We start from the raw sequence: 22006 nt of genomic DNA, 5'->3' as shown, positions 1-22006 counted from the left end.
GAGGGAGGTCACTGTGATTTTAACCAGTGGCCTCCCCTTCATTTTGCTGCAGTAAGGGGAAGGGGCAGGAGAAATGGTTGAATTATATATATGTAAATTGCCTCTAAAGAAAGAGGAGTCCGACTTAAATAAGCTGCTTGTCCATGTTTCAGCCGAAAGGCAAAATCGGGTGAAAAGGTTCGTCAAGTTGGATGATGCGTACCGTTCCCTTATAGGGGATTTGTTGGTACGGTTTGTTCTTAAAGAACGATACGGTCCAGTTAAGGAAGGACTGGATTGGATGACAAATTCATATGGGAAGCCTTTTTTATCCAATTTTCCATCGTTCCATTATAATATTTCCCATTCCGGTGAGTATGTGGTTTGTGCCGTGCATGATGCAGAAGTGGGAGTGGATATAGAGAAAGTTGGGCCGTTTGATTTACAGCTGGCCAAGGGTTTCTTTACGGAAGAAGAGTATAAGCAAGTATTGGAAGCAGAGGACGGACTTTCTTCCTTTTATGATATATGGACTTTGAAGGAAAGCTATATCAAAGCAAAAGGTAAGGGCTTATCCATACCTTTGCACAGCTTTAATGTGAGACGGCATGGCATGGAAGACATTCAGTTAACTGATCTACATGGCAATATACCAATAACGGACTTCACCTGTAGGCAGTATCAGGTAGACAGCGAGTATCGGCTTGCCGTTTGTGCATATCAGGTGAGTGCCAATAGTTTTAAGGATCACCACAGATCAGTCACTTTTCATCAAATTTGTGAGGGTCTGATAGATCACTCTTGAATGAGAGAACACGGATTAAAGGTGTTTCAAATGAAAATACGGTAGTATTCCATTGGCTTTCGGCGGCTTGGTATGGCAGTGGAAACTATCGAATACGGAGGTATGGAATTTGCGGAATATTAATATAGCACACGTTATCGAGGGTAGTAAATTTAACTCATTCCATCTTTCCGTTTTACTATGGTGCATTTTTCTTATTCTTTTTGATGGCTTTGATCTTGTAGTTTATGGAGCGGCCATACCGAGTTTAGTTGAAGAATGGGATGCAGCGCCAAGCGTTTTGGGCCTGATTGGAAGTTTAACTTTGGTAGGTGGCCTGATAGGTTCACTATTTTGCGGGATTTTAGCAGATAAAGTGGGCAGGAAGAAAATGATCATTTCTTGTGTCGCACTTTTTGGCACATTTACGTTATTGACAGGTTTTGCTCAAGGGCCGGTTGATTTTGCAATTTACCGGTTTACGGCTGGGGTGGGCCTTGGGGGGATTCCTCCATTGTTGGTCGTTCTTACTTCGGAATATTCACCTAAGTCCATTAAAAATATAATGGTGGGCGTCATGTTTAGCGGTTATTCGATCGGAGGCATTTTGGTGTCGCTATTAGGAATGAAAGTGATTCCGGATCTAGGTTGGCAGTGGATGTTTTTCATAGGTGCCATTCCGCTAGTATCGATACCCTTTTTAATTAAATACTTACCCGAATCCCTCTATTACTATGTTGAAAATGGAGAATGTAAAAAAGCTAAAGCGATAGTGAAGCGCTTGGACCCTTCCTATGTCCCTCATGAACATGATAGATTCAAAAATGATTTAAAATCAGTGACGGGCGTCCCTGTAGTCAAGCTATTTGAAAACCGGCGAGGAAGAACTACCATCATGTTCTGGATTGCTTGTTTCATGGGATTATTAATGGTCTATGGATTGGGAACCTGGTTGCCTCAATTGATGATTGAAGCAGGTTATCCACTAAAGTCCAGTTTGCTATTCCTTTTTTCTTTGAATATCGGGGCGATAATTGGGTCGATATGCGGAGGATGGTTAGCGGATCGGATTGGGTCGAAAAGAGTTCTCATCAGTTTATTTACGTTTGGCGCCATTTGTTTAATTTTACTTGGTTTTAAACCGGGAACAATCGGTTTATATTTCTTGGTTGCAGTAGCAGGGGCGGCATCCATAGGATCGCAAAATTTAAACAATGCATATATTTCAACTTTCTATCCAACTTATATTAAATCGACCGCACTTGGCTGGGCACTTGGAATCGGCAGGTTCGGTGCCATTCTGGGACCTTCGATTGGCGGAGTATTAATAGAGTTAAAGTTGCCCATTTATATGAATTTCATCAGTTTTGCACTTCCAGCCTTAATTGCAGCAGTGGCAATAATTTTCATTCAGGATAAATACAACAGTTCGAGGACCTTGGAGTTCCAACAACGGTACGAAAAGATAGATTGATAGAAGGCTAATGTTCGTTAGCGTGATATGGAGGATATATAATGGCCAATTTCGTTTGCCAGATATGTGGTCGTGGATTTAAAAGTTATAACGAAAATGCTAAATACTGTTCCCAGATCTGTAAAGGGACAGCCTACATAAAATATGAATTAAAGAAATGTAGTCAATGCGGGAAGAAGTACAAACCAAGAAAGGCAAATAGCAAATATTGTTCTTTGGATTGCAGCAGCAAGGGCAGGAAAAACCGTAAAGGATCTGGTTAATTTCCCAGCATTCATTTCTGCTTTGCGGATTGCTTCCGTATATGGTCAAAAAAAAGAGCCTGTTTTTGAAAACAGGCTCTAAATATTAGGTCTTAAGACTCAGCGGAAAAGAGTATTATGCATTCGAGCATATGCTAGTTATTTCTGCTGCATCAACGATACGCTGAACTTCAGATCCCTCAAGTGTTTCTTTTTTCAATAACTCTTCAACAAGCTCTTCATACTGTAGGCGATTCGAGTCAATCAACATTTCCGTTTCAGAAATCGCTTTCGTGAATAATTCCTGCATCTTTTGCTCCTTCTCGCCTTTATTAAAGGTGAGGGTAAATCCATCTTGAAGCATTCCGGTATCGACCATTTGTTCAAGTAGATGTTTCGCCTGCTGCACATCCCCGCCTACACCGATGCTATGTTCTCCTAAATACATTCTTTCCGCCACGCCGCCTGCTAAAATCATTTTGACTTGATCAAGCAATTCACTGGCTGTTGCCAGATGGAGTTCTTTAGGTATTGGCGCTACATACCCAAGGGCTTCCCCACGCGGAATGATGGTTGCCTTTCGAACGGAACCGGGCTTTGTCAAAGCTGCGATCAGGGCATGTCCACTTTCATGGATGGCCACGCGACGCTTCGTATCCACATCATTCAAGGTACGTGATGTCGCTCCAAGTATCGTGCGATCAATGGCGTAATCAAGATCCTGTTTACGAATCATATCCTGTTCATTCCTCAGGGCATGACGTGATGCAGTATCGAACAGGGAGCTTAAGTCAGCACCGGAGAAACCGGATGTACTTTCAGCCAACTCATCCAGGGAAGCAAGGACATCTGTCGCCAGACGCTTACCCTTCGTATGGATATTGATGATTTCCTTTCTTCCTTGTGTATCCGGAAGTGGAACTTGGAAAGAGAAATCGATCCTGCCTGGACGTAGAAATGCCTCATCGAGCATATCTTTCCGGTTGGTCGCTGCAATGAATAAAATCCCTTCATTTGGATGGCCCCCATCCAATTGCACTAGCAGTTCAGTTAACGTTTTTTCGCCTTCTTCACCGCCATGAGCTTTCCTTTTACCAGCCAATGCGTCGACTTCATCGATGAAAATGACAGCTGGCGATTGCTTACGTGCATTTTGGAAAAGGCTGCGGACACGGGCTGCACCGACTCCAACAAACATTTCGTTGAAGGCTGAACCGCTCGTTGAGAAGAAGTTTGCACCAAGCTCTTTTGCGATTGCCTGTGCAAGCAAGGTTTTCCCCGTTCCAGGGGGGCCGTATAATAAAATGCCTTGAGGCGGCTTAATTCCAATTTTAGCTGAACGCTCAGGTTCCTTTAGTGTAGTGAGTGTCTGCAGGATTTCCTGTTTGATTTCGGATTGCAAACCGCCTACATCATCCAAAGTTATCTCTGGCAGGGGCTTTGGGGTGGAAAGGCTTTGTTTTTTACTGCCGATCCGCAATCCGCCCTTTGATTTTTTCTGTATAATGACAGCGGTTGTGACGAGAGCCGCCATTAATCCGCCTAAAATCCATAATGCTGATTTATTAGTTGATGAAAAAGAATATTGAACGTTATAAGTTTCGACAAGTTTATTGATCATTTGACTGTTGGGAGGAATACTGGAAACGTATTCTCCATCTGGTGTGGAGATGTGAAGAGTACCATTTCTTTTTTCTTCAATGGTGACAAGGGCTCCATCTTGGGCTTTAATCGTCTTTTCCACCGAGGAAAAAGGAATGACCATATCCTTTGACTGAGTAACAACATACCAACTGATTCCAGAAATTATCACAATGAGAGCCGTCAGGAACGGCAGCAATTTCGAAACTAATTTAGAGTTCGAGTTCAATTTTTCATCTCCTTTAAGTATATATATTCAGTATAAAATTTTTAAACATGTTATCTATAGGTCTTTATACCTTAAATTAAAGGTAAATAATGTTAAAGTCAAGAAATAATATTTATTACGAAAGTTTAAAGAGTCCGGAATTTAGAAATATTTAATCTAACCGGCATATTAGACTTTTTAAATGCGAAATGCTAAAGTGAAATGGTCTAAGTCATGAAAAAATAAAATGGTAGAAGAGTGTGAAGTTCTATGAGTAAATTTATAAAAGACTATATGATTACGATGAAGGATATCGTTAGAGAAGGTGATCCCATTCTGCGTCAGGTAACGGATGAAGTTAGCCTGCCGATTTCGGATGAAGATCGTGAAACGTTGGAATGCATGATGCAATACCTGAAAAACAGCCAGGACCCAAAACTCCAAAAGAAGTACAACTTACGTGAAGGAGTTGGGTTGTCTGCAAATCAGATAGGCTTGAATAAACGCATGTTTGTCATGTATTTTCCCGATGAAAAAGGGAAGCTGTTTGAATATGCCCTTGTGAATCCGAAAATCATCAGCCATTCTGCCACAATGATCTATTTACCGCAAAGTGAAGGATGCCTTTCCGTCGACCGTGACATTAAGGGGTATGTACCTCGTTATGAACGGGTTAAAATCAAAGCTTTGGATGGTAATGGTGAGGAAATAGAGATGCGGCTGAAGGGCTTTGCTGCAATCGTGTTTCAACATGAGTTAGATCATTTAAACGGGATGATGTTTTATGACCGGATCAACACCGAAAACCCTTTCAAGCTTCCGGAAAACGTGGAAGTGAAAAGTCTGTAAGGAAAAAAGGCAAAGCGACATGCTTTGCCTTTTTACTGTTTTATGGCTGCACAAGCATATCCTCTTCCATATGCTTGTGCAGATCACTGAGTATGGCAAGGTTCTGTTAGCTTAGCTAAGAGTTCGGATAATGTACCCTAATATAAGAAATGCCTCTGGTTTAACTGTCTCCAAAACATACGTCCTTCAAACTTCTCACCTCGGTATGGTCTTTCGGCTATCTTCACTTCCTATTATAGAAGGGAGATGAAAAACAAAAAGCGCTGCAAACGCAGCGCTTTTTGTTTATTGTAAGTATTCCTTTTTTGAAGGTGTTTCCACTCTTGTTTTACCCATGAAGAATACCGTGATTGCTGCAAGACCGATCGGAATGAGAGCCAAGGTGAATATCAATGATATCGAATCGGACATCGCATGAACGATTTTATCCAGGATAAAGTCCGGAATCTCGGCACGTGCATCCGATTGGAAGAGCTGACGTGGGTCATCCATCAAGCCGGCTGTATCCGGTCCTCCTTGCATTCCTTTAAATGCATCCGTCATTTTACTTTGGAATACATTGGTCTGAATCGCTCCATAAATCGTTACACCGAGTGTCATCCCAAATGAACGGAGGAATGAGTTTGTTGAGTTGGCCGACCCCCTGAATCTAGGTTCCAAGTTGTGAATGGACGCAATAGGCAAAAGGGAGAAGGAAAAGCCCATTCCAAATCCAGTCAGAATCATATACAAAGTTAATAAAGTCCTGCTGGTATCAGGGGTGATGGTTCCTAATAGAAGCATTCCTGCAAAATAACAGATGACAGAAACCGTCATTAAGTTGCGAAAACTTGTCTTTGTATTGAATATCCCGCCAACTGCACTGCCGAATACAGAACCAAGCATCATGGGAGTTAGGATCAATCCGGCATTTGTTGCAGAACCACCGTAAACTGCCTGCACGAAAATCGGGATATAGACGGTTAATATAATGAATGTACCGCCATAAAGAATGGCTAAGATCTGAGAAGTGGCAAATAATCGCCTTTTAAACAGCCATAATGAAATGATTGGATCTTTTGCCCTTTTTTCGAAAAAGAAAAATGCAACGAAGAAAACCAAAAAACTGGCAAACAGGCCTATGATGGGAGAGGAACTCCAGCCATACTCCCCGCCCAGTTCGAGAGCGAACATTAAGCTGATAACGGCAATGACGAGTGTTGCTGCGCCACCCCAATCAATTTTTTGCTCTTGGTTGTTGGGTGACTCCTTGTAGTAATTCCAGATGAAAAATAAAGAAATGATCCCAATCGGAACATTGACGTAGAAAATCCAGTGCCAGCTGGAATATTCAGTAATATAAGCGCCTAAAAGTGGTCCCAATACGCTTGATGCCCCAAACACTGCACCGAAAAGTCCAGTTAATTTTCCCCGTTTTTCAGGTGGGAAAATATCAAAAATGATCGTAAAGGCTATAGGCATCAAAGCGCCTCCGCCTATCCCTTGGATTGCACGGAAGATACTTAACTGCACTATGCTCTGGGCCATGCCGCATAATGCGGAGCCGATTAAAAAGACTATAAGTCCAAAAATAAAAAACCTCTTTCTTCCATACATATCGGAAAGCTTACCGAATATCGGCATACTTGCCATCGTGGCGACCATATAGGCAGATGTCACCCATACAAACTTATCGAATCCGCCTAAATCAGAAACGATCGTTCCCATTGCAGTCGCAACAATCGTATTATCCATTGCTGACATCAAGATACCCAATAGTAAACCGGCAACAATGAATTTTTGTTTTTTTTGAGCGTTCATTTATTTTCCTCCTTCGTATCAACCAGCTCATGAATTTCCTTTACATGGTTGAAGGGTAAACGTTAAGATGAAACAAAACATTTATCTTGAAAATCAAGATAAATTTAAGTGTAAAAGGGGTGGCATTTTATGTCAAGCGATAATAAGGTGAATGGAGCTCTGCTAAAGAGCTTAACACACAGATTGCAGCGGTATGGAATGAGATCCGTATTATTTCAACAAAATATGGCCCACAAAATAGGTGTATCCCATACGGACTTAAAGAGTGCTGAAATATTGAATGAAACGGGACCGATTACGGCCGGTGAATTATCCAAAATTACAGGATTGAGCACGGGATCGGTCACGGCACTGATCAATCGCCTTGAGAAATCCGGTTATGTTAAAAGAGAACGAGATCAATTGGACGGAAGACGGGTGATGATTGCACCGATACCCGAAAGGCAGGAACAGATTAAATCGCACTATCAATCGCTTTCTATGGCCACCAAGGAGTTATGTTCATCTTATAATGAACAAGAGCTAATATTGATCAATCAATTTGTTGAGGATATCACAAAAATCATGGACAAAGAAAATGACAAATTAATGAGTGAGCGGGAAAGGTAGCCGGTATGCAGGCTGCCTTTTTTATTTTTAGCCAGCTGGCAGTTTCTTATCAATAATAAAAGGAGTAGAGTGAAATTTATTTAAAAGAGAATGAACAATGTCACGTTTCCAGTAAAATATATATTGATAATGATTTTCATTATCTGCTAATATGAATCTACAAATCATTTCAAAGGGAGAATACACTATGAAAAAAGCAAAGGCGTCATTAGCGGTCTTACTATCAACCAGCCTATTATTTGGCTGTGCGCAGGAAAAGGAAGAAGCCAAGCCGGCAGATGATAATGCCAAAGAAGCAAGTGCGAGTAAGCTTGATGATGTATCTAGCGAGTACCGGGAATATGCCATCGGTGAAATAGAAGAGTTCGTAAACGCAACGGAAGAATTCACTGAGGCCGTATCTGCCGGTGATATTGAAAAAGCGAAGGAATTATACGCACCAGCCCGTATGCATTATGAGAGAGCGGAACCAATCGCTGAAGTATTTGGGGATCTTGATCCCAAAATCGATGCGCGTGAAGGGGATGTCAAAGATGAAGACTGGGGCGGTTACCATAGGATTGAAATGGGGCTATGGCAAGAAAATACAACGAAGGGCTACGAAAAGTATGCAGAACAATTAATGAGTGACGTCAATTTGCTTCGAGCCAAAGTTGAAACGGTTGAGGTAACACCTGATTTGTTGATCACGGGTGCGGTGGATTTATTGAATGAAGTTTCCACGAGCAAAGTGACAGGAGAAGAAGACCGATACTCTCATACCGACCTGTATGATTTCGTTGCAAATGTTGAAGGTGCAGAAAAGATCTATGAACTGCTTACTCCAGCGCTGAAAGAAAAGGACGCGAAGCTTGCTGAGGAAATCCAACAACGTTTTGACGATGTATACGGCTTGCTTGAAAAGCATAAAGAAGGGGATGGCTACATCTCATATACGGATTTAAAGGAATCTGAAGTCAAGGAGTTAAGTCAAGCAATTGATGCATTGGCTGAACCACTTTCGCAAATAGGGATTGTAACGGAGGAATCTTAATTGAAAGAACATACGCCTAAAGATGAAACCGGACTTTTTACAAAAAAAGTGAGTCGTCGAAATATGTTGAAAACGGCAGGAGTTGGTGGAATCGGAGTCGTGATAGGGGCTTCTGGATTTGGCGGGCTGCTGACACTTTCTGAACAAAGGGCAAAGGGACAAACTAAGGATATCGTTCCTTTTTATGGAGCACATCAAGCCGGTATCACCACTGAGGCGCAAGATAACCTTTACTTCACATCATTGGAAGTAACCACAGATAAAAGGTCAGACCTAATCCAGTTATTTAAGGATTGGACAGAGGCTGCGGCTCAGATGACTGAGGGGAATTTGATTGGTGAAGCATCACATAATACGAATATGCCCCCAAAGGATACGGGGGAAGCGAAAGAATTATCACCCTCCAATTTAACGATCACTTTTGGAGTGGGTCCGACCCTGTTTTCGAAGGATGGCAAAGATCGATTTGGTTTGAAATCGAAAAGGCCTGCAGAATTAAAGGATCTGCCTCAATTCCCTTTAGATGCTTTAGAAGAAGAATGGAGCGGTGGGGATATTTGTATTCAAGCATGTGCAGATGATCTCCAAGTGGCTTTTCATGCCGTCCGGAACTTAGTGAGGATCGGAAGAGGGAAAACGATCATTCATTGGGCACAAACAGGTTTTCAACGGACTAAGCAAGCCGATTCACAAAAAACGACACCTCGTAACCTTTTCGGGTTTAAGGATGGGACTGTCAATCCGGATACGAATAATGACAATGAAATGAATGAGCATGTTTGGGTGAAGGGTGAGGACGGTCCTGACTGGCTTGTTGGGGGCAGTTATATGGTGGTGCGCCGAATCCAGATGTACATTGAAGTTTGGGACCGGACAATATTGAAAGAACAGGAAAATACGTTTGGCCGTCATCGTGACAGTGGAGCTCCATTAGGAATGAAGAATGAGTTCGATACCGTGGACCTTGAAGCTAAAGATCCAAATGGAAATCGGGTCATTCCGGAAGATTCGCATATGAGTCTCTCCAGGGGGGACGGAAAAGCAAAGATATTGAGGCGTCCATATTCATATGCAGATGGAATGGATCCTAAAACAGGGAGCTTCAATGCAGGCTTGCTATTCATTTGTTTTCAGCGAAATCCAAGTAAACAATTCATTCCCATACAAGAGCGACTGGCGAAAAATGATAAGCTCAACGAATATATCGTTCACAAGGGCAGTGCCATGTTCGCTTGTTTACCAGGTGTGAAAAAGGGTGGCTATATTGGGGATTCCCTTTTTGGAAAAATATAATCTCAAATGAGGACGTGAAAATCGCCAGCATGGAAATTATCCAGTTGGCGATTTTAGTTCATGAATAAGGAGGGACCAGTATGACCGTTTCTAAATGGAAGAGTGGTATATTGGTTTTAATCGTCAGCCTTTTATTTCTTTCGACGGCTGTAAGGGTTGTTTCGGCGGGTGAAAATCATGATCAGCTTTTTGTTTATATTGGCGATAGTTTAATGAAGGTAAAATCCGGAGACCTTGAGGAAGTATCGAAAAATATCGATCTTTTCGAGAAAGATTGGCAAACGATAAAAACGGACAGCAAGAGTGCGAGGGAAGTCGACGAGAGGCTTTCTGCGGTAAAAAGTGCTGTGAGAGACCAAGCCTCCACAGATGAAATCAAGAAGCGATTATCGGCATTATCCAGTACTCTTGTTATTTATGATACCAACGAAAACCCTGTTGACAAGACGGACTATGAAGAACGCTTAGAAGCAATACTTCCTTTAATAGATAAGTTGGAAGCTTCGATAATTGAAGGTGACTTTGATCAAGCTAAAGTTCAATATACCAGCCTTCTGAGTCAATGGACCGACGCAGAGGTCATTGTCAGGGAGAAAAGTGTTGCTGCATATGGTGAATTTGAAACGAAAATGGCCTTTGTGCGGATAGCGATTACTCAAGACCCAGCTGATTCGGAAAAAGCCCAAAAAAATCTAGCTGAATTGAAGGGCCTAATCGAGGATTTCCTTGCTGGTAAAGTTGAAGAGGGAAGCCAGGAGAATACCTATTCCCTTGGGGATATAACGCAACTTTTACAAGGAAGTGCAACGGATATTGAAAAGGGTGACATCGATTCTGCCGTTGATCAGCTAAATGAGATCTTGACAATTTGGCCTAATGTCGAAGGGGAGGTCTCCACAAGGGACAGCAAGCTTTACAGCGATATGGAAACGAAAGTCCCGACCGCAATCAGCCTATTAGAATCGAAAAAGGTAAAAGCGGAGGAAGCGAAGGGAATCGTTTCCGATTTAAACACAAGGTTACTCCCTTTAATTAATGATACGGGTTATACGACATGGGATGCCGCTTTGATCCTTTTGCGGGAAGGGTTGGAAGCACTCTTAATTGTAGCTACATTGCTGTCTTTCCTAAAGAAAATCGGGCAAGCGGACAAACAAAAATGGATTTGGACAGGGGTTGGTGCGGGTTTAGTTGCCAGTTCCATATTGGCGGTCATAATCAATATCGTTTTCTCTCAGATCACGGCTGCGTCAAGCCGGGAATATATTGAGGGAATCACTGGGATAATAGCCGTATCGATGATGTTGACAATTGGTCTTTGGCTTCATGGTAAATCGAATGTTCATGCATGGAACCGGTATATCGACAAGCAAATGAACCAAGCGATTGCTACGGGAAGCATCATCTCTTTCGCTTTGATCAGTTTTCTATCCATATTCCGTGAAGGGGCCGAGACGATTATCTTTTATGCCGGTATGGCTCCTTATATGGAATTAAAGCAGCTGCTGAGCGGGATTTTCCTTGCCTTCCTCATTTTAGTGGTAATTGGTTTCATCATGCTGCGCTATAGTGTGAAATTACCGATGACCCTATTCTTTAAAGCGGCAACGGTACTCATATATGCCTTGGCTTTCAAGATTCTTGGAGTCTCCATTCATTCACTTCAGGTTTCACAGGTGATACAGACAAATACGATCAGTTCCTTTCCGTTTGTAGAAACGATAGGTCTTTATCCAACAATGGAAACGCTGGTACCGCAAGCTGTATTAATTTTGCTGATTGTTTTGGCGACCATTTGGGTCAAAAAGAGTAATTCCTAACGTACAACCGAATAATATAATGGGACTGATGCATGTCAGTCCCATTTGTGTATGGTATTAGCGAATAGATCGGCGATAGGAATATTGCTTCCATTGATAAAGGATAAAGCAGCCGATGCAGAATCCAAGGATGGCTATGAGAGAAGCCAATCCGACCATCAAGGTGAATATATAACCGGTAACATCCCAACCCAGCAAAAAAGATATGAATCCAAGTCCTAAGCAAACGACAGCTATTGCTTGGTTGAACTGTTGCTGTGAATGATCTTCAGGAATATAATCGGAGGGTTTCTTTTTAAGAAAGAGCTTGGCGAGACGCATTACTGGATTGAAATTAAAGAGAAGACCTAAAAGTCCTGCAGTTAAAGGAATCACTAATATCCACATTTGTCCCGTTAATAAGGCGGTGGCTACGCTTAACAAAATGACCCATTGATTCGTTCGTACTAAAGGACGGGGAATGGAACGAATTTCACACGTCATACTAATACCAACCTTCCTGATATGTTTTGTTTATATTTTATCTTTATTTTAATCATATGTGAAGTCTAACAAATTAAAGATAAAACCTTATTTATAATAATTTTAATTTAGTATTGATTATCATTAATAAAGTAGTATAATATGTATAACAAGCAAATAAAGTGAGGAGGACAGTATAAATGGTAGCAAAAGTTTGTGAAACATGCGGAACACCAATAAAAAAGCTAAAGCATTCTGCCCTTTGCCAATGCGGTCCTAAGATATTGAGCAATCAATTCTCAGTTAAAACAAAAAAATAAATCTGTGGAATAGATCATAAATTAAACCATTAATCGGTTTGAGTTTGTAGACAAAAGGGGTTCCATATTAATTTTTCATACAAAGTTGATTGGAGCGGGTGTTCGAGGCTCCAGCGGGAAAAGCGTGCTCACGGAGACCCCGCAGGCAAACCGAAGAGGCTCCCGGACCGCCCGCGGAAAGCGAGTCCCTACGTTCCAATCAACGTTCATATTTTATACACTCTCAAAAATGCAGGCAAACTTAATTAATATCAAGTTTGTCTACAGTCTGAACCGATTATTCAATTAATCGGTTTTTGTTTTTCCAATGAAGGGTAAAGAGGTAATAAATATTTTCCATTTCAATTAAAATAATGTACGATTAGGGAATAGAATAAAACGTCATGGAGGAAAAAGACATACTTTCAGTTTGTCAAACCATCACGTGACGGTTAGGAGGGGTTATGTTGGGAACGAGACTTTAAAAATTGGCGAGTTGGCGGAAATGGCGAATGTTACGAAACGAACTGTAGATTATTATACAAACCTAGGCTTGCTTAAAGCAGAACGTTCCGCCTCTAATTACCGTTATTATTCAGTTGGTGAACTTGAAAGACTTCGCTGTATCGAGGGATACAAAAGAGAAAACCTTTCATTGGAAGATATTAAAGAATTACTTAAGAAGGATAAGGAAGACGCATCAGCAATTGAGGAAAAAGGTCTTCAACTCAAGAATAAAATGGATGGCCTGAACGAGGAACTTCAGGAATTCATTAGCTTGATTGAAAAGGACGGAAAAAGTGAGCTTCTTCTAAAAAAACAGATATCCCGCGAAAGCATGGCCTTAATCCAATCATTGCTAGTGTTGCTGGTATGATTAAAATTTATCCCTATAGTTTTTTGCACAAAGGTGCATATTAACGAAATAGGCTAAAGGGTTTTGATTAGGCAAAAATCGCTTTTTGAAACGAAAATAACCATTTATACAGGAGGTGCTTGGGATTTAGCCGTACATGTCTAATCCGAAGGTCAGAAGGATGGGCACAATATGGCGAACCCGCACATATTGGAGATATTTATAAAATTATTAGCAGTAGCTGTATTAATAGCATTAACCGCATTTTTCGTTGCATCGGAATTTGCAATCGTGAAAGTCAGAAGTTCCCGAATCAATCAATTGATTGAGGAAGGGCATAGAAATGCCCTTGCAGCCAAGAAAGTGACATCACATATCGATGAATACTTATCTGCCTGTCAATTGGGGATTACGGTAACCGCCTTAGGTTTAGGGGTATTGGGTGAACCGACGGTCGAGGCCATCTTAAAACCATTGTTCACTAAATGGGGATTAGAGGAGTCCGTAAGTCACATCATCTCGTTCCTGATCGCCTTCGGTTCTGTAACATTCCTTCATGTTGTTGTCGGCGAACTTGCACCGAAAACGGTTGCGATTCAAAAGGCAGAAGAAGTAACCTTGCTATTTGCAAAGCCGTTAATCCTCTTTTACCGCATTTTGTACCCATTCATTTGGTTACTGAATGGTTCTGCACGTCTCCTGACGGGCATGTTCGGATTAAAGCCTGCGTCTGAGTCCGAAATGGCCCATTCCGAAGAAGAGCTGCGCATCATTTTATCGGAAAGCTATAAAAGCGGTGAGATCAACCAATCAGAATATAAATATGTCAATCAGATATTTGAATTTGATGAGCGCATTGCCAATGAAATCATGGTTCCTCGTACGGAAATGACCGTTATCGAAAAGGGCATGCCATTATTGGAAGTTGTTGAACTGATTCAGGAAGAGCAATACACAAGGTATCCGGTCATAGACGGTGATAAAGATAATGTCGTGGGAATGGTCAATATCAAGCGACTTTATACAGCGACGATTACAGAAGATAATGTAACAGCTTTGACGGTGGATTCCTTTGTAACACCCATTATCCGTGTTCTTGAAACGATCGCCATTCATGATTTGCTGCTGAAAATGCAGAAGGAACGGATCCATATGGCTGTTTTGACTGATGAATATGGCGGAACTGCCGGTCTTGTTACGGTTGAAGACATACTTGAAGAAATCGTCGGGGAAATCCGTGATGAATTTGACCAGGATGAACGTCCGCTCATTCAAAAGATTGATGAAGGGCATTATGTATTCGACGCAAAAACATTGGTTGAAGATGTCAATGATACCCTTGCGATCGATTTGCCGGAGGAAGATATCGATACATTGGGAGGTTGGTTCCTGACAGGCAGATTCGAGATTGCTGTCGGGGATAAAATCGAATACGCCGGATATGAGTTTACTGTAAAGGAAATGGACGGCCACCATGTTTTATATGTTGAAGTGAAGAAGATTAAATAAAACAGGATTACAACAAGAGCCGAAAGTGGAAACTTTCGGCTTTTATTATGTACGAAGATGTCTATTCGGTGTTTAGAACAATGGTCAAGGCAGACTGTTACTTAATTGGAAAATGAATTCATTAAAAATAACACTGTAGGTAACTATTTTAGCTTGGAAAATGTTAAAATTGACTTTGAGCAATGAATCTATCTATATATCATTTTAAGATACAAAGAATATAAGGAAATTCTTCAAAAGTAATACTAATGATAGCATTAAGATTTATTTTGCAATGCCGTTTATTTATGGCTGGTATAAATAAGTATTGAAGGTGGGCGGGAAAATGGGTTTTAAGAAGAAGCAAATGTTGGGATTTGGTTTGATCTTGCTTTTCTTGGCTATTTTACTTTCTTTCATGATGGTTACTCTTAACAATTTAAAGAGCAGCATGACTGAGATAGTTGAAAATCGCTATGAAAAAGTTTCAGCTTCGATGGAAATCCGTCAGCTTTTTTCCAGGTCGGACCGTGAGATCCTGTTTGCAGCTAATGATGCAAACAAAGAAGAAAGAGCAGACAGCCTCGAAATCATCAATGAGAATCATAGTTTGATTGAATCAAAAATTGCCGGGTTATCAGGTTCGTTAAATAAGGCGAAAGCAAAGCAATTATTGAAAGAGTTCGAGACTCAATATGCTTCTTACTCCATAACGGAGGCTGAAATCATCCAAAAGATAAAATCGGGAAACTCTTCGGATGATCTTTCAAGCCTGATGGAGGACCAAAGGGAAAAACGAACGAAAGTCATCAGTACGATGGATGAATTTAAGGATTACCAGGAAGGTGTCATGAACGATACCTTAAACAATTCGAAACAAACCTATGAAGATATGATTGGTTTTGTGATTTTTGCGGTTATTCTCAGCATTTTGGTTATTTCAGTAACGGTTGTTTGGATGATCCGCAGTACATCGAAAGATCTGCAATCGATTACGAAGGTCATCAAAAATATCGATTATAAAAATTTATCGGTCATACCGAGAGTTCCGGTTCGGACTACTGATGAAATTGGTGATATAGCGAGATCGTTCAACGAAATGGCGGGATCGCTTGAAATCTATAATCAAAAAGAGAAAGATTTCACCGAAAAGATCAGTGAACAGAACTGGATCCAGACCCGTGTTGCAGATATAGCTACGATGTATCAGCGCATTGTTGATGTGGAGGTGCTGGCTGACCGGTTCATTACAAGACTTGCACCGATGATGGGAGCTTCAATTGGAGCTTTTTACGTCAAACGGGGCGAGGACGTGGATATGCGTTTTGTGAAGCTTGCAAGCTTTGCGGGAGATGGCGAAGATTCAGGCAGGCGTGAATTCCGTCTTGGCGAAGGTTTGATAGGACAATGCGCCCTTGAAAAGGAATCGAAAGTCATTGAAGATATTCCTGAAGATTTTCAATTGGTTACGACAGGATTAGGGGAAGTAAACCCGAAAAGCATTGTCATTGCGCCGGTCGTTTTTGAGGGTGAAGTGGTGGCGATGGTCGAACTGGCGAGTTTGGAGAGCTTTACGAAGCTGCAAAAAACTTTCCTGAACCAGGTTCTTGATACTCTGGGCATCACGATTAATAATGTTGAAGGCCGGATGGAAATAGAGCGTTTATTAAAAGAATCACAAGCACAGACCGAAGAGTTACAGGCTCAATCGGAAGAATTGCAATCACAGTCAGAGGAAATGCAAGCCCAATCGGAGGAACTGCAAACACAGGCTGAGGAATTGCGAATGATCAATGAACAATTAGAAGAAAGAAATCGTGAAACTGAAGAAAAATCGAAAGAGCTTCAAGTCGCAAAATTGAATCTTGAAAAACAAGCGGAGGAATTAAAGTTAAGTTCCAAATATAAATCCGAGTTCATGGCAAATATGTCCCATGAATTGCGGACACCGCTCAATAGTATCCTGATTTTATCAGAAATGCTTTCAGATCCGAATGATAGTAAATTAAACGAAGAGCAACAGGAATTCGCTCGGGTCATTAACTCATCAGGTCAAGATTTATTAACGTTGATCAATGACATTTTGGATTTATCGAAAGTCGAAGTCGGAAAGCTTGAAGTAGTCTTTGACGAAATGAATTTGAGTGAGCTTCCAGAGCAATTGCACCGTAATTTCGATCATGTAGCGAAGAAAAAGAACATTGACTTTATAATAGAAAAAAGTAAAAACGTTCCGGACATTTTCTTTACGGATGAACAGCGCTTCCAGCAAATTTTGAAAAACCTATTATCCAATGCATTTAAATTCACGGAAAAAGGTTCTGTGACTGTCCAAATCAAAAAGGCTGATGAAGAAAATGTAGCACAATGGATACAGACAAAAGGAGCTAGCAATTGGGTTGAAATTAAGGTGACGGATACGGGCATCGGAATTTCTAAAGAGAAGCAAAAACTTATCTTTGAAGCGTTCCAGCAAGGTGACGGAGCTACAATGAGAAAATATGGCGGTACAGGACTAGGGCTATCGATTTGCCGGGAGTTCGCCAAACTTCTGGGAGGCTGGGTCATTGTAGATAGTGAGGAAGGGCAAGGCAGTACCTTTACTTTCTTTATTCCAAGCATGCCAGAAGGCTTCAAAAATGTCGGCGAAGCAATGGCTGCTTCTCCAGAAGTGGCAGCAGCCAACAACGATGATTCTGCCGCCGCACCTTTTGACGGTCAGGGAGAACCGGATGTAGTTATAGTGGATGAAGAAGATCGAGATAAGGCCAAACCATTCTGCAATAAAACAGTACTGGTCGTCGATGATGATCACCGTAATATATTTGCCCTGAAGAATGCGCTGAAGCATGAGGGGATGGAAATCCTTACAGCTGAAAACGGCTATGAATGTTTGGAACTCCTTGAAAAAGGAAACAATATAGATGTCATTTTGATGGATATCATGATGCCAGGCATGGACGGTTACGAAACGATGACCAGAATTCGCGAGCAAAGTAAGTTCGAGGATCTTCCAATCATCGCGCTAACTGCGAAAGCGATGAAAGGCGACAGGGAAAAGTGCCTGAAGGCCGGCGCTTCCGACTATGTCAGCAAGCCGTTAAAATTGGATCAGTTGCTATCAGTCCTAAGGGTATGGCTGACTAATTGATTGATAGTACGGGTAAGGAAGGTTTTGCATGAAGGATACATTAACGATTGAAGAAAGAGAAGACTTGGAAATCGAATTATTGTTAGAGGCCGTCTATTCCGTTTCGGGCTTTGACTTTCGCAAATATATGCGTTCTTCAATAAAAAGAAGAGTTGAAAATAGAATGAGACTGGACCATGTTCGCAGGATCAGCGGAATGATTGAAATGGTTTTATATGAAAAAGGGTATGTCGAGAAGCTATTGAGAGATTTTTCAATAAATGTCACTGAAATGTTTCGCGATCCGGATTTCTTTAAAGCCTTTCGTTTAAATATTGTACCGCTCCTGAAAAAACTTCCGGAAATCAGAATTTGGCATGCGGGATGTTCAACCGGTGAAGAAGCCTTTTCCATGGCGATCATCCTCAAGGAGGAAGGACTTTATGATAAGGCGAGGATTTATGCCACTGATATGAATGATGAAGTCCTCCGTCATGCGGAAAAAGGAATATTGCCTTTAAATAGAATGCAGTCTTATACGAAAAACTATTTGCAAGCTGGAGGCAACCAGGAATTTTCGGAGTATTATACAACCGATTATCAAAATGCTTATCTTGATTCGAATCTCCTTAAAAACATTGTGTTTTTCCAGCATAATTTAGTTACTGATGGTTCGTTCAATGAGTTTCATATCATCATGTGCCGGAATGTGATGATTTACTTTACCGGTGAATTGCAGACCTATGTTAATCAGTTGTTTTATGACAGCCTTTGTAAAGACGGCTTCCTTGCGGTCGGCAGCAAGGAAACACTTCATACATCATCCTTTTCGGAAGATTATGAGGACTTTGACTCAAAGGAACGAATTTATCGGAAATTGTAAAAAGAAAAAGAAGGAGTCCGCATATAAGCGGACTCCTTCTTTTTAATTTAGTGCATTATTTTTCGATTTTTTTCATTTCTATGTTTAAGGTGACGGAAGAAGGGGTATAAATAATGAGTTGGTCTCCAAATAGAATAACTGCCGTTGTTTATTATTATTAAAAGAGACTGAACTTCGTTATAATATAATAGGGAAATCCCTATTAAGGGAGCTTTATGAAAGTACTGATCCATATAAAAAAGATAAATGTTGCCGCTCGATATAAGCCAAAAGGGGAATGAAAGAATGACGATTTTAATCGTAGATGATAACCAGGTTAACCTTTTCGTTATAGAGAAAATTCTAAAACGAGCTGGCTATACGGATTTTCTATCATTAACTTCAGCTGTTGAGATGTTTGAATATTTACAGGTGGATAGTCCGCAACCTAAAGAGACTTCAGTTGATATCATTCTGCTCGATATCATGATGCCGGAGATCGATGGGATAGAGGCGTGCAGGAGACTTCAAAGCATTCCTCACCTTAGAGATATACCCGTAATTTTTGTGACCGCCCTTGAAGATTCAAACAAGGTTGCCGAGGCACTTGATGTTGGCGGAATTGATTACATTATGAAGCCTATCAATAAAATAGATTTACTTGCGAGGATTCGCGTGGGGTTAAGACTTAAATATGAAAAAGATTGGCATAAAATGCAGGATGAAAAAATCCGCAATGAATTGGATCTTTCCATGCAGGTTCAAAGCGGTTTATTAAGTGAACCCATTATAAATGATCACTTAACCATAAGGGCATCATACTTACCTGCGAATAAATTGGCAGGGGATATGTACTATTGGCATCGCATCGATGAAAGTCGGTATGGGATCATCCTGCTGGATATGATGGGGCATGGCATATCCGCCTCACTTGTGTGCATGTTCATTTCCTCCGTATTGAGGGATGCCATCAGGATACATACTGATCCGGTGGCAGTAATAAACGAAATGAATCGCTGGATGAGTACCCTTAATAAAGAAGATAATCCAGTGCATTATTATTTTACCGCGATTTATATGGTCATTGATACAGAGCAAAAGACTGTGGAATATGTGAATGCCGGACATCCTCCGGGCTTTGCTTTAATGGACGATGGAAAAGTGGCCTCGCTTTCAAAAGGGACATGCCCTGTTGGGTTCTTCTCCGAAATGAAAATAGAGAAGTCAGTCATTCATTATGAAGAGAAGATTCAGCTCATGCTATTTACGGATGGAGTCATGGAAGCGATAGATCGAGAAGGGACGGAAGGACTCGACCAAATAAAAGAAGCGGTCTCGACGAGATGGTTCGATTGTAAAGAATCTCCCCCTATCGATTTTTTGATGTCCCCGGAAATGCAGCAAGATCAACCGGATGATATGTGTGTTGTTGTTATTCAAGCAAATTGAACAAGGAAGAGGCGGCAGATTATCTGCCGCCTCTTCTCTATAAAAGGGGGGGATATGTTAAGAGAGTGAATCATATATTCGGCTATTTGCAATTAACGGTCATTTTTTAATTTACCAATGCCATCTTGGAGATTGCCTTTTAATTTATCGACTTTACCTTCTGCTTGTAAGTGAGGATCATTTTTCGCGTTTCCGACTTGGTCTTTCGTTTCACCTTTAACTTTATTTACAGCACCTTTTACTTTGTCTGATAAACCGCTCATCATGTTACCTCCTTTTTCTTTATATACTGTATATACCCATGAAGTGTACGGATAAACCTGTTTTATATGGAGAAAAAGGAGTTTAAGAAGCGATTATAGCCCTTTTGCTTAACCTTTGAATGAACTGATTTGACCGTTCAATGATATGATCCTTGTCATGATCCAACGAGGCCACATGATATGAATTTTCAAGGGGCGCCATCTCTTTATCCCCGGACATGACCGTATCGTAAATCTGGTAGGAACATGAGTCTGGTACAACGTGATCTTCTGGAGAATGGAAGATAAGAATCGGGCACGAAACGTCTATTAGTTTTTGACTGGTATGTTCCATTATATCAAGCAATTGATTAATCGCTTTTAACGGAACCTGGTCATTTGTGATTTCTTTAGTTGTATCGTCTTTTATGTCAGGTTTGCCCTCAGGAACGAAGCGTGGAACCGATTGGTTACGGTATATTTCATATTCAGGGACTTCGAGAGCGGCATTGATGGTGAGAATTCCATCACAAGCCACTTTTGTAGCTAAATCGAGAACAAGGGCGCCTCCCATTGATTGTCCGATGGCGAATACATGGGTGCAGGTTCGTTTTAATTTTGCATAAGCCATTTCAACATCTTGTATCCATTCCTGATAAGTACTCGTTTCCATTTCATATTCATCCGTCCCGTGGCCCGCCAGTCGAGGAGCGAAGACAGTAAAGCCTTTGGCGGCAAATTTTTCACCTAAATATCTTACGCTTTGTGGCGTTCCGTTAAAGCCATGGCAAATAAGAATGCCGATAGAATTGCCGGGTAAGAAAAAAGGTTCCGCACCTGGTATTACCATTGCTGCTGTCATAATCCCATCTCCTTTAATTTGCTATGCTTAAATTAAAATTAACTATTCCGATTATTTTACTTGGTTATATAATATCATAATGAAAATTATGAAGTCAACTTGGTTATATGCCAAATTTCATTATAAACAGGCATTAAAAAAAGATACAAAGATACTTAGTTAGGTCTATCCCGTGTTTGTTGCCATTCTTACCATTATATAAGCACTGTCCTTGCATTGTTGATAAACAGAAGAAGCTAAAATAACCGGTTGCAGGGTATAAATAAAAGAAAAGGAAAAAAGAGTTGACTTTAAACTGAAATGGGATTAATATAAATAAGCACCAACTAAGACAAACGAAAAACCTCATCGCCTTTTGGCTGATTGCTGAAAGAAATAATAACTATTGACTTCTTACTATGAGAATGATAAGATGAAATGGTCGCTGAAAAACACAGCGATTTAAAATTAGTTAAAAACTTCGCAGAAGTTGACAACTAATCAATAAGATGTTATGATGAATAAACAGCCGTTCGAAAGAACGATTGTGAAATTGCTCTTTGAAAACTGAACAAAACAAAGCGCCAACGTTAAATTTTAAGTGAGCACACACTATCAAAAAAGCAAATGAGCAAGTCAAACATT

Annotated in this window: 17 protein-coding genes; 12 read left to right on the top strand and 5 right to left on the bottom strand. The window is 40.8% G+C overall.

The genetic code is table 11. The annotated features are described in order from the left end of the window. The first annotated feature begins 73 nt into the window (after positions 1-73). A complete protein-coding gene (locus ACWF5P_RS22025; RefSeq protein ID WP_452445291.1) occupies positions 74-784 on the top strand; it encodes a 4'-phosphopantetheinyl transferase family protein in 711 nt (236 codons plus the stop codon). Positions 785-893: 109 nt separating this feature from the next. After that, positions 894-2237, top strand: coding sequence for an MFS transporter (locus ACWF5P_RS22020; RefSeq protein ID WP_452445290.1), 1344 nt, complete (start codon positions 894-896; stop codon positions 2235-2237). A 378-nt stretch (positions 2238-2615) separates the two neighbouring features. Here the strand turns inward: ACWF5P_RS22020 and ACWF5P_RS22015 are convergent, their stop codons facing one another. Continuing rightward, positions 2616-4349 (bottom strand): AAA family ATPase, encoded by a 1734-nt coding sequence (locus ACWF5P_RS22015; RefSeq protein ID WP_101225704.1) that lies wholly within the window; start codon positions 4347-4349, stop codon positions 2616-2618. Positions 4350-4598: 249 nt separating this feature from the next. On the opposite strand from ACWF5P_RS22015, the gene def reads away from it, so the two are divergent. Beyond that, positions 4599-5177, top strand: coding sequence for a peptide deformylase (gene def, locus ACWF5P_RS22010; protein WP_101225705.1), 579 nt, complete (start codon positions 4599-4601; stop codon positions 5175-5177). Between the two features lie 285 nt (positions 5178-5462). Here the strand turns inward: def and ACWF5P_RS22005 are convergent, their stop codons facing one another. Next, positions 5463-6977 carry an MDR family MFS transporter gene (locus ACWF5P_RS22005; RefSeq protein WP_101225706.1) on the bottom strand — a complete coding sequence of 505 codons (1515 nt, stop codon included), beginning with the start codon at positions 6975-6977 and terminating at the stop codon, positions 5463-5465. A gap of 129 nt (positions 6978-7106) precedes the next feature. Here ACWF5P_RS22005 and ACWF5P_RS22000 point away from each other — a divergent pair, with 129 nt between their 5' ends. The 4 genes from ACWF5P_RS22000 to ACWF5P_RS21985 all read left to right on the top strand — a co-directional run bounded on the left by ACWF5P_RS22000 (position 7107) and on the right by ACWF5P_RS21985 (position 11732). Continuing rightward, the gene (locus ACWF5P_RS22000) at positions 7107-7586 is read left to right on the top strand and encodes a MarR family transcriptional regulator (RefSeq protein WP_230178679.1); all 480 of its coding nucleotides are present in this window, start codon (positions 7107-7109) and stop codon (positions 7584-7586) included. Positions 7587-7773: 187 nt separating this feature from the next. After that, the gene (gene efeO / locus ACWF5P_RS21995; protein ID WP_434168286.1) at positions 7774-8619 is read left to right on the top strand and encodes an iron uptake system protein EfeO; all 846 of its coding nucleotides are present in this window, start codon (positions 7774-7776) and stop codon (positions 8617-8619) included. Then, positions 8620-9912: an iron uptake transporter deferrochelatase/peroxidase subunit gene (gene efeB / locus ACWF5P_RS21990; protein ID WP_452445289.1), complete on the top strand. Its 1293-nt coding sequence runs from the start codon at positions 8620-8622 to the stop codon at positions 9910-9912. A gap of 80 nt (positions 9913-9992) precedes the next feature. Next, complete coding sequence (locus ACWF5P_RS21985; RefSeq protein WP_434168287.1) at positions 9993-11732, top strand: FTR1 family protein; 1740 nt, start codon at positions 9993-9995, stop codon at positions 11730-11732. A 57-nt stretch (positions 11733-11789) separates the two neighbouring features. On the opposite strand, the gene ACWF5P_RS21980 is transcribed toward ACWF5P_RS21985, so the two are convergent. Next, positions 11790-12215 (bottom strand): DUF4395 domain-containing protein, encoded by a 426-nt coding sequence (locus tag ACWF5P_RS21980; protein WP_434168288.1) that lies wholly within the window; start codon positions 12213-12215, stop codon positions 11790-11792. Between the two features lie 723 nt (positions 12216-12938). Between ACWF5P_RS21980 and ACWF5P_RS21975 the strand changes: the two genes are divergently transcribed. From ACWF5P_RS21975 to ACWF5P_RS21955, 5 genes are all read left to right on the top strand, one after another. Next, entirely contained in the window at positions 12939-13370 is a 432-nt protein-coding gene (locus ACWF5P_RS21975) for a MerR family transcriptional regulator (RefSeq protein ID WP_434169589.1), read from the top strand. Between the two features lie 189 nt (positions 13371-13559). After that, positions 13560-14858 (top strand): hemolysin family protein, encoded by a 1299-nt coding sequence (locus tag ACWF5P_RS21970; RefSeq protein ID WP_137019314.1) that lies wholly within the window; start codon positions 13560-13562, stop codon positions 14856-14858. Positions 14859-15183: 325 nt separating this feature from the next. Beyond that, entirely contained in the window at positions 15184-17988 is a 2805-nt protein-coding gene (locus ACWF5P_RS21965; RefSeq protein WP_452445288.1) for a response regulator, read from the top strand. Between the two features lie 28 nt (positions 17989-18016). Then, on the top strand, positions 18017-18850 hold the full coding sequence (locus ACWF5P_RS21960) for a CheR family methyltransferase (protein WP_101225713.1): 834 nt from the start codon (positions 18017-18019) through the stop codon (positions 18848-18850). A gap of 285 nt (positions 18851-19135) precedes the next feature. Next, on the top strand, positions 19136-20278 hold the full coding sequence (locus ACWF5P_RS21955; protein ID WP_434168290.1) for a SpoIIE family protein phosphatase: 1143 nt from the start codon (positions 19136-19138) through the stop codon (positions 20276-20278). 92 nt (positions 20279-20370) lie between these two features. On the opposite strand, the gene ACWF5P_RS21950 is transcribed toward ACWF5P_RS21955, so the two are convergent. Beyond that, on the bottom strand, positions 20371-20541 hold the full coding sequence (locus ACWF5P_RS21950) for a CsbD family protein (RefSeq protein WP_098866101.1): 171 nt from the start codon (positions 20539-20541) through the stop codon (positions 20371-20373). Positions 20542-20623: 82 nt separating this feature from the next. Further along, the gene (locus ACWF5P_RS21945) at positions 20624-21382 is read right to left on the bottom strand and encodes an alpha/beta fold hydrolase (RefSeq protein ID WP_434168291.1); all 759 of its coding nucleotides are present in this window, start codon (positions 21380-21382) and stop codon (positions 20624-20626) included. Between the last annotated feature and the right edge of the window lie 624 nt (positions 21383-22006).

It is taken from the genome of Peribacillus sp. NPDC055009, assembly GCF_053608705.1.
This window is presented reverse-complemented; position numbering and strand designations above follow the sequence as displayed.